Source organism: Schaalia sp. (assembly GCF_050312375.1).
GTDB classification, from domain to species: Bacteria; Actinomycetota; Actinomycetes; order Actinomycetales; family Actinomycetaceae; genus Pauljensenia; species Pauljensenia hyovaginalis.
On the sequence record NZ_JBNOYB010000041.1, the window covers coordinates 42,452 to 49,481 of the forward strand.

Below are 7,030 nucleotides of genomic sequence, written 5' to 3' on the forward strand. Positions count from 1 at the left end.
TGCAAACGCCTTGTACGATCCCGAACATGGCAACAACTCTTCGTGATGTCGCCGCACATGCGGGCGTTTCGATCCGCACCGTTTCAAACGTGGTCAGCGGCTACACGCACGTCAGCACCGACACCCGAAACAGGGTCCTCGCCTCCATAGCGGAGCTCGACTACCACGCCAATCCCGTTGCGAGGACTCTGCGCACAGGCAGAACCGGGGTGCTCCTGCTAGCTGTCCCCGAAATCGACGTGCCATACTTCTCCGAACTAGCAAAAGAGGTGATCCGAGCCGCCGCCGCCCACGCCTATTCGATCACGATCACGCAGACGAACGACATCGAACCGAGCAGCGACAGGCATTTCGATAAGCGCGCAGTCCTCTACGATGGCATTCTCTTCGCCTCGCATACCACACTCCGCACCCCCCCGCCTATCGCCGCGTCCCCATCGACACCGATCGTCCTACTGGGCGAAGACGCGACAAATGAGGCGCACGACAGAGTGGCGATCGACAACGTCCTCGCCTCTTACGAAGCAACGACTCACATCATTTCACTGGGCCGCAAGAGAATCGGCGTCATCGGCACTCAACCGCAGCTTGATTTCTCAACCCCGGCACATCGCTTCGCCGGATACTGCAAGGCCCTTGCAGACGCAGGCATCGCCTTCGACCAAACCCTCGTCGCCCCGACAGCCCACTATTCGCGCGAGGCGGGATACGAAGCCGCACACTCCCTCCTCACCGCAGATCACACCATCGATGCAATCGTCTGCTTTTCTGACCTCCTGGCGATCGGCGCATTGAGAGCAGTTAAGGACCTCTCTCGTTCAATCCCGGATGACGTGTCCATCGTCGGCATCGACGACATCCCCGAAGGACGCTTCTCCACGCCGTCACTCACAACAGTCTCGCTCGACATCGCCTCGATCGCATCGAACTCCATCCGACTACTACTCTCACGCCTCGAGGATCCGAATCGTCCACCAGAGGAGTTCACTGCTCCCCATCGCTTGATCATCAGAGAGAGCTGCGGGGGACTCGATCACCGGAACTGATCCACCCCCATTGCAACGTTGGCAAAGTTCGTGCATCCTGATTCCCGGGCAACGAGGCCCGCTTTCTTAGGAGGCAACCATGCACGTTCCCCGATTTTTGATCGCCGCAGCACTAGCAGCTCTCACCTTCACCTGCGCGAGCCCGCAGCCACCGGCACGAGCGGAAGCGAACCCTGGAGGCTCCGTTCTCTATTCCCCGGATCTCAGCATCTTCCCCGATGCCAAAGCCGGATATCCTCGCGCCATTGAACTCACCCACGACGAGGCTTCGCCTTCGACCGTGTTGGCTTCCTTCGCCAAGGAGAGGCATAACGCCCCGACCTCGCTCCCGATCTATCGCAGCACCGACCACGGCGCCACATGGATGCAAGTCAGTGAGATCTTCTCCCACACCCCCGGGTGGGACCTTGAAGCTCCTACTCTCTACGAGGTGCCTCGCGATGCACCCGGTCTGAAGGCTGGCGACATTCTCGCGGCTGGAACTGCGTGGAGGATCGGCGACTACACCCAGCAGGCCATCGAGGTCTTCATCAGTCACGACCACGGCGCGACCTGGAGCTATTTGTCGAATTGCACGCAGACCTCGAATATGCCGAATACTTGGGGTCATGGCATCTGGGAACCGGTCTTCCTCCTCGGCGACAACGGAACTCTCGGGTGCTTCATCTCCGATGAACGCCCTGCTAACACAAGGACTAACAATCAGTTCATCGGACACTACACATCAATAGATGGCGGACGCACCTGGTCCACCGAGATCATTAAAGATGTCTATTTCCCGAACGACGATCTGGCGCGGCCGGGAATGCAGACCTTTGCTCAGCTCCCCGATGGACGCACTGTGATGAGCTATGAGATGTGTCGTGATGCCACCGATCCGGATCATGCCTGCGAAACCTATATCAAATTCTCTGACGATGGCCTGACCTGGGGGTCGGCAAACGAGGCAGGAACTCTCGTCTCCACAGCGGATGAGCGGCATTTGCTGCACACTCCGTACATCTCATGGTCTCCATTCGGCGGCACCGACGGCACACTCATAATCACAGGACAGCGCGTAACAAGTGGCCCCACGGGGAATAAGACCGTCCTCGCAGAATCAGGGACGGTCGCTCTCACCAATACTCACGCAGGACAGGGCCCTTGGATCGAAATGTCTCTGCCCATCGCCGTATCCCCAACGGGCGGATACGCTTCGAACACGCCATCTTGCCCCGGCTATTCCTCGCCTGTCCTACCGATCGAAAACGGCGCTTCGTTTCTCTACTTCGCATCAACCTGGCTCGGTGTATCGAACCAGTGCGAGATTCGCGTAGGCACCGGAACAATGCCGCTTCTTTTCGGACGTCTGCAGGGGCCTGCTGGCATGTGTCTCGATGTCGACACGAACACCTCAGTCAACGGACGAGCCGTACAGCTGTGGACGTGTAATTCAGCTTCGGGACAGCAGTGGGCTCTCCACCCGGATGGCAGCCTCCGATCACTGGGCAAGTGTCTCGACGTCGATGCGCAAGGTACCGCGAACCACACGAAGGTCCAGCTGTGGGAGTGCAATGGTTCGGGTGCACAGCGTTGGGAGTTGCGCGCAGATGGATCGCTTTTCAACCCGCAGTCGGCTCGTTGCCTCGACGATCCACAAGGGTCCACCGCCGAGGGTACCGATTTGCAGATCTACGACTGCAATGGTCTATGGACTCAACGATGGTCACTGATCGCATGACGCGCGTGCTCCCTTCGAGCAACTGCCTGTTCACCTGAGGTTGCAGCGAATACGCTCACGCTCGCCTTGACCAATCGCGCCGCCCTCGATCCAAAGCCGAGGGCGGCGCGCTGACATATCCCAGCCGTCACGTCGATCCATTACAGCCATTGATGGCTGGTAGAGGTCCGGTACTAGAGGCAAATTCTGCAAAGCGGAAACCGGCTTTTACAGTTCTCTTGGAACTGTCCAGAATGAGCCTGACAACTGACCTGAAGACGGCGATGAGCTAGGGGTCTTCCAGGAGATGAACACTACAGCTCGGCACCTTTCAGTCCCGCGCTCTTCTCACGCAGTTTCCGGAACAGCGCGTATTCAACGCCGAGGACCGCCCAGACGATCGGAGCGTCGCACGCCAAGACGACCATGGGAGCGGATTCCACGAGCACCGAGGTCACTCCGATCAGGGCGCAGGCGAGAAGACGGCCCAGGACGACCGCGCCGGACGAACGGAATCGGGGCATGTTGTACCTGCGGAGGAGAAGCAGAAGACGCGAGATAGACGCACAGAGCGGAAGCGAGATAGGCGCCTTTCACCGACGCGTCGATGCCCTCCTCGGGCAGATACTCAAGCGATACCGTGATGTTTCCGAGGACGAAGACGATCCAGGCGGTGAGCAGTATGAAACCGACTCCTGAACCTTCACGGTGACGGTCGAGCATGTAGTCGTAGTCGAAGAAGTACATGAGGAAGAGTCCCACGACGAACACGAAAACGAGGAAGGCGAAGAGAACGTCGGGGCTGCCCTCCATGTACCCGGTGATGCCGACGATCATTTCACCGAAAGTCACGATGACGAGGAGCGAACAGCGCTCGGCCAAGTGGTCGAAACGCGCAGGCTTCTCCGCCAGGCGCCCATTCTGAGCGAGTGCGAGCCATCCGAATGCGAATGCGGCGAGCGGCACTCACTAACCTGTCTCCCACGGCAGGAAAGCCGCGACGAACACGCCGATCGCCTGCACGCCGAGGACGAGCATCGTGCGATCCATGATGCGCTTGTCGCTTTCTTCGAAATTCGTGTATCAGAGCCGCTTGATCCCCCAATGCTCGAGCAGATCGACGAGCACGAAGGCCCACACAAGATTCCAGGTGAGCATGGTGCTCCGCCAGCCGTCGCCGACGCATCCCGCCATGAAGAACAGCAGGAACATGTTGATGAACAGGCACGCCTTGTCGAATGCTCCGCCGTCGCCGTATCGGTTCTGCAAGGGCACCGTGAAGAACCACGCCTGAAGGATGGTGAGCATGTCGACCGCGTAAAGGGCGTAAGCCTCACCTCCGAAGAAACCGCCCTCCGGATGATGAAGCACGCCCGTGATGACGCTGATGCAGTACACGAAGATGAGGTCGCAGAACAAGTTCGATGTTGGAGACGCCCCTCGCCGGAGAGAAGAGCTTCTTGAGCATGGGACTTCCCTTCGTATTCATCGGCGCTTCCGACCGCTTGTCGTCTGCAGACGGAGTCGAGCATCGACGTGCGCAGCGGATTCGATCACGACATCGCAACTGGGCGCGCGGGACCGACTCGCCGGGCTTCAGGGCTTGTCGCGGGCGGCGCCGCGCATGAACAGCGTCTCCTCGAGCGAGCACCATTTGTCCGCGAAACAGACCAGCCACGCCTCCCGGCACCGGGGGACGCGGGTTAGAGGGAGCGGCCACATGTGCGCGGCGATGATGTTGCGCTCCCTATCGGTGAGGAGGAAATCCTCCTCCGCGTTCTTCAACGCTCTCAGGGGATGCTTCGTCGCATGCCCCTTGATGTTGGGATCGTGCCAGTCGTAGAGGTAGTAGTCGTGGAGAATGGCGCCCCGGATGAGCTCGTCTTCGCTGACCCGGATGCCCAGTTTTCGCGAACAGGCCAGAGCCCTGTCGGCGACCCTCAGGACGTGCTCGAGCGTGGAAACGCTTCCGTGCTGGATGTAACGCCCCATCTCGGCGACGCGCCCCGTCCTCGCAAGTTCGTCGGCCGTTTCCCTGACTTGCAGCGCCAAACGGGTCTTCCCCGTCCCCATGAGAGCCCGTCCCGTCATTCTTCTCCTCGATCCTGAACGGCGCGACGGATGGTATCGACTTTCTCCCGTACGCCCTCCGAGCGGAATCTGCGCAGTTGCGCCAGAATGCGCAACTGCCGTCCGCTCAATTGGGCGACGACGTAATCGAGTCCGCCCTGCCGTCCGATGATCTTCTTGGCACCGCCGTTCAGGCGATCCGATACCGAGCGCACGGCGCCGACCGCCTGTTCGACGCGCATGCTCGCATATCCGTTCGCGGATTCATCGATTCCGACGATCTTCTCCTTGAGGTCGCTGAGAATGATGACCGTCGCCGTCGTATCGCACGCCACCAGGGCGACCGACACCAGCGCAATAACCTCGAATGCACCCGGGCTGATGCGCGTCTCGGCCTCGTTGAGCAGCGGCGCGAGGACGGAGGCGATGAAGACCCCTGCGGCGCCGAACAGAAGCGATGCGGGCAGGCAGATACGACCGTTGAGGTTCGCGGGCAGGTCCGAGTAGTCCCACCACACGGCTCCGAACAGCCGCTCGAGGGCGACCGAGACGCCGTATTCGAGGACGGCGCTTCCTCCCATACTGACGAGGAAGACGGCCCAGGCGGGAAAATCCGCCATCAGTGCTCCGGGCCTGCCGAAGAGCAGGAGCCCGGCGACGACGCCGAAGCCGTATATCGGGCACAGGGGGCCGAAGAGGAATCCGCGCCGCTCCCATCGGCCGTTGCGCACGATGCTGTAGGCGGACTCGAAGAGCCATCCGGCGATCGAGGCGAGCATGAACCAGACGATGTATGCGCTCAGACTCATCGCGCCCCGCTCACTGCCATGGAACGAGTATCCCCCATCTTCGCAGTGAGGTCATCCTCAGTCGTCGGCATGCTCGGCCGGGTGCGAAAGACGCTCGTCGGCCTACTCCCAGCCAATCGCGGCATCGCCCGTGTTGATGCGGTCAGCGAAGCGGGAGAGCCGGAGATTCTTCGGCCTTCCCATCACCGAAAGCGTGCAGTCAGGCCCTGAAGATCCCATCCTCGCAAAACCCGAAGGTTCTCCATGCCCTCCCGCCCGCCCGACGACGGGCAAAGCGTCGAGCGGCGCTCATTCGAAGACGTAGATATCTATTCCATCTGCACGTTGTCGGCTTCCAAGTCATGCCTTCGGCTTCTGCCCCGCCGCGGCGGCGGCCTTGACCGCCATCTCGAGCGCGGCGGCGCTCTTGTACTTCATGTTTGCGCCTCCTTCCCGAGAAGTCCGGAGTCCTCCATCAGGCCTTGGTGAATCCCGCGCCCCCGCCTTTCACCGTAACGACCTTCGAGCAGCCTCTGGAGTCTCCCGTAGTCGAAGTCGGGGAACTTCCTCGAAGCGTCGCCCAGGACGTCCGCCACCAGCGAGAGCTCCTCATCGTCCACGACGAGGTCGAACACAGTGCGCTCGGGGCACGTCACAGGGAGCCCCGACGCGAACATCACCTCGTTGCGCGCCACCTCGCGCCTGGCGAAACTCGCCGACGGATTCCTCGTATTCATCCTCCTGGAGGCATATTTCCGGTACGGCGACAGGCGCAGGTCTCCGATCTCGAGGCGGCCGGACTCGACCGCGTCGTGCAGGGCGTCGCGCGGGATGCCCATGCGCTTCGCCTGGGCCGTGGTGAAGACGCCTTCGGACTCGGAGAGCCGCGCGATGGCCCCTACGTGATTCGAAGCACCCGTGTCGCAATTGCAGGCTTTTACCCCACAATTGCGACACCGCACCTCCAATTCAAGCGCTTTGTCTCCGCATGAGCGCGCGAAGCACTACTCGATACCGCTTCCTGGCAGCAGCCGGATTCGACCTACTCCCACTCGACAAATTCAAGTATATGAAGTTACATCTGGTGTGTTTTCGCAAGCAAAATATTCGCAAAATTGTTAATATTTTACCTGTTATTTTCGGCTGTTAATTTTCTTAGTATCAAAATAGTATCATAAAAGGCAGGGAAATGCAACAGAATTATGTGGAGCTCTCCATAATTCCGGCACGGACGGACGCTGCCAGGCATAGCGGATAACAGCCTTGCAAAAGGCGTTGTATCTGCGCTGGATATACTCTTGGTAGGCTTTCTGGTCGTTCATGGAAATTCCCCCTCTCTGAATAATAGTGCAGGGCGGCAGCACTCCTTGCTGTCGCCCCTTGATTGCCTACCAGCAAAGGCGGGCGGCGGCGCGTATGCGCAGTAT

The 7,030-nt window shown here is 60.1% G+C and carries 7 protein-coding genes; 2 read left to right on the forward strand and 5 right to left on the reverse strand.

Features of this window, described 5'->3' with window-relative positions:
* Positions 1-26 precede the first annotated feature (26 nt).
* Both ACQY7V_RS03145 and ACQY7V_RS03150 read left to right on the forward strand, forming a co-directional pair.
* Positions 27-1,046 carry a LacI family DNA-binding transcriptional regulator gene (locus tag ACQY7V_RS03145; protein ID WP_428638877.1) on the forward strand — a complete coding sequence of 340 codons (1,020 nt, stop codon included), beginning with the start codon at positions 27-29 and terminating at the stop codon, positions 1,044-1,046.
* 79 nt (positions 1,047-1,125) lie between these two features.
* On the forward strand, positions 1,126-2,766 hold the full coding sequence (locus ACQY7V_RS03150) for a ricin-type beta-trefoil lectin domain protein (RefSeq protein WP_321082268.1): 1,641 nt from the start codon (positions 1,126-1,128) through the stop codon (positions 2,764-2,766).
* A gap of 354 nt (positions 2,767-3,120) precedes the next feature.
* Here the strand turns inward: ACQY7V_RS03150 and ACQY7V_RS03155 are convergent, their stop codons facing one another.
* The 5 genes from ACQY7V_RS03155 to ACQY7V_RS03175 all read right to left on the reverse strand — a co-directional run bounded on the left by ACQY7V_RS03155 (position 3,121) and on the right by ACQY7V_RS03175 (position 6,565).
* A complete protein-coding gene (locus ACQY7V_RS03155) occupies positions 3,121-3,711 on the reverse strand; it encodes a low temperature requirement protein A (RefSeq protein WP_321082269.1) in 591 nt (196 codons plus the stop codon).
* Between the two features lie 117 nt (positions 3,712-3,828).
* Positions 3,829-4,164, reverse strand: coding sequence for a low temperature requirement protein A (locus ACQY7V_RS03160; RefSeq protein ID WP_321082270.1), 336 nt, complete (start codon positions 4,162-4,164; stop codon positions 3,829-3,831).
* Positions 4,165-4,341: 177 nt separating this feature from the next.
* Positions 4,342-4,836: an HD domain-containing protein gene (locus tag ACQY7V_RS03165; protein WP_428638879.1), complete on the reverse strand. Its 495-nt coding sequence runs from the start codon at positions 4,834-4,836 to the stop codon at positions 4,342-4,344.
* Positions 4,833-5,624, reverse strand: coding sequence for a putative ABC transporter permease (locus ACQY7V_RS03170; RefSeq protein WP_320772490.1), 792 nt, complete (start codon positions 5,622-5,624; stop codon positions 4,833-4,835). Before ACQY7V_RS03170 ends, ACQY7V_RS03165 begins: the two co-directional genes overlap by 4 nt.
* Positions 5,625-6,037: 413 nt before the next feature.
* Positions 6,038-6,565, reverse strand: a complete 528-nt coding sequence (locus ACQY7V_RS03175; RefSeq protein ID WP_428638881.1) for a type IV toxin-antitoxin system AbiEi family antitoxin domain-containing protein — start codon at positions 6,563-6,565, stop codon at positions 6,038-6,040.
* Positions 6,566-7,030 lie beyond the last annotated feature (465 nt).

What these genes read in the sequence shown, in the direction of transcription:
- ACQY7V_RS03165 (WP_428638879.1), bottom strand. Translation starts at nt 4,836, where the DNA reads ATGACGGGACGGGCTCTCATGGGGACGGGGAAGACCCGTTTGGCGCTG.
- ACQY7V_RS03150 (WP_321082268.1), top strand. Translation starts at nt 1,126, where the DNA reads ATGCACGTTCCCCGATTTTTGATCGCCGCAGCACTAGCAGCTCTCACC.
- ACQY7V_RS03170 (WP_320772490.1), bottom strand. Translation starts at nt 5,624, where the DNA reads ATGAGTCTGAGCGCATACATCGTCTGGTTCATGCTCGCCTCGATCGCC.
- ACQY7V_RS03145 (WP_428638877.1), top strand. Translation starts at nt 27, where the DNA reads ATGGCAACAACTCTTCGTGATGTCGCCGCACATGCGGGCGTTTCGATC.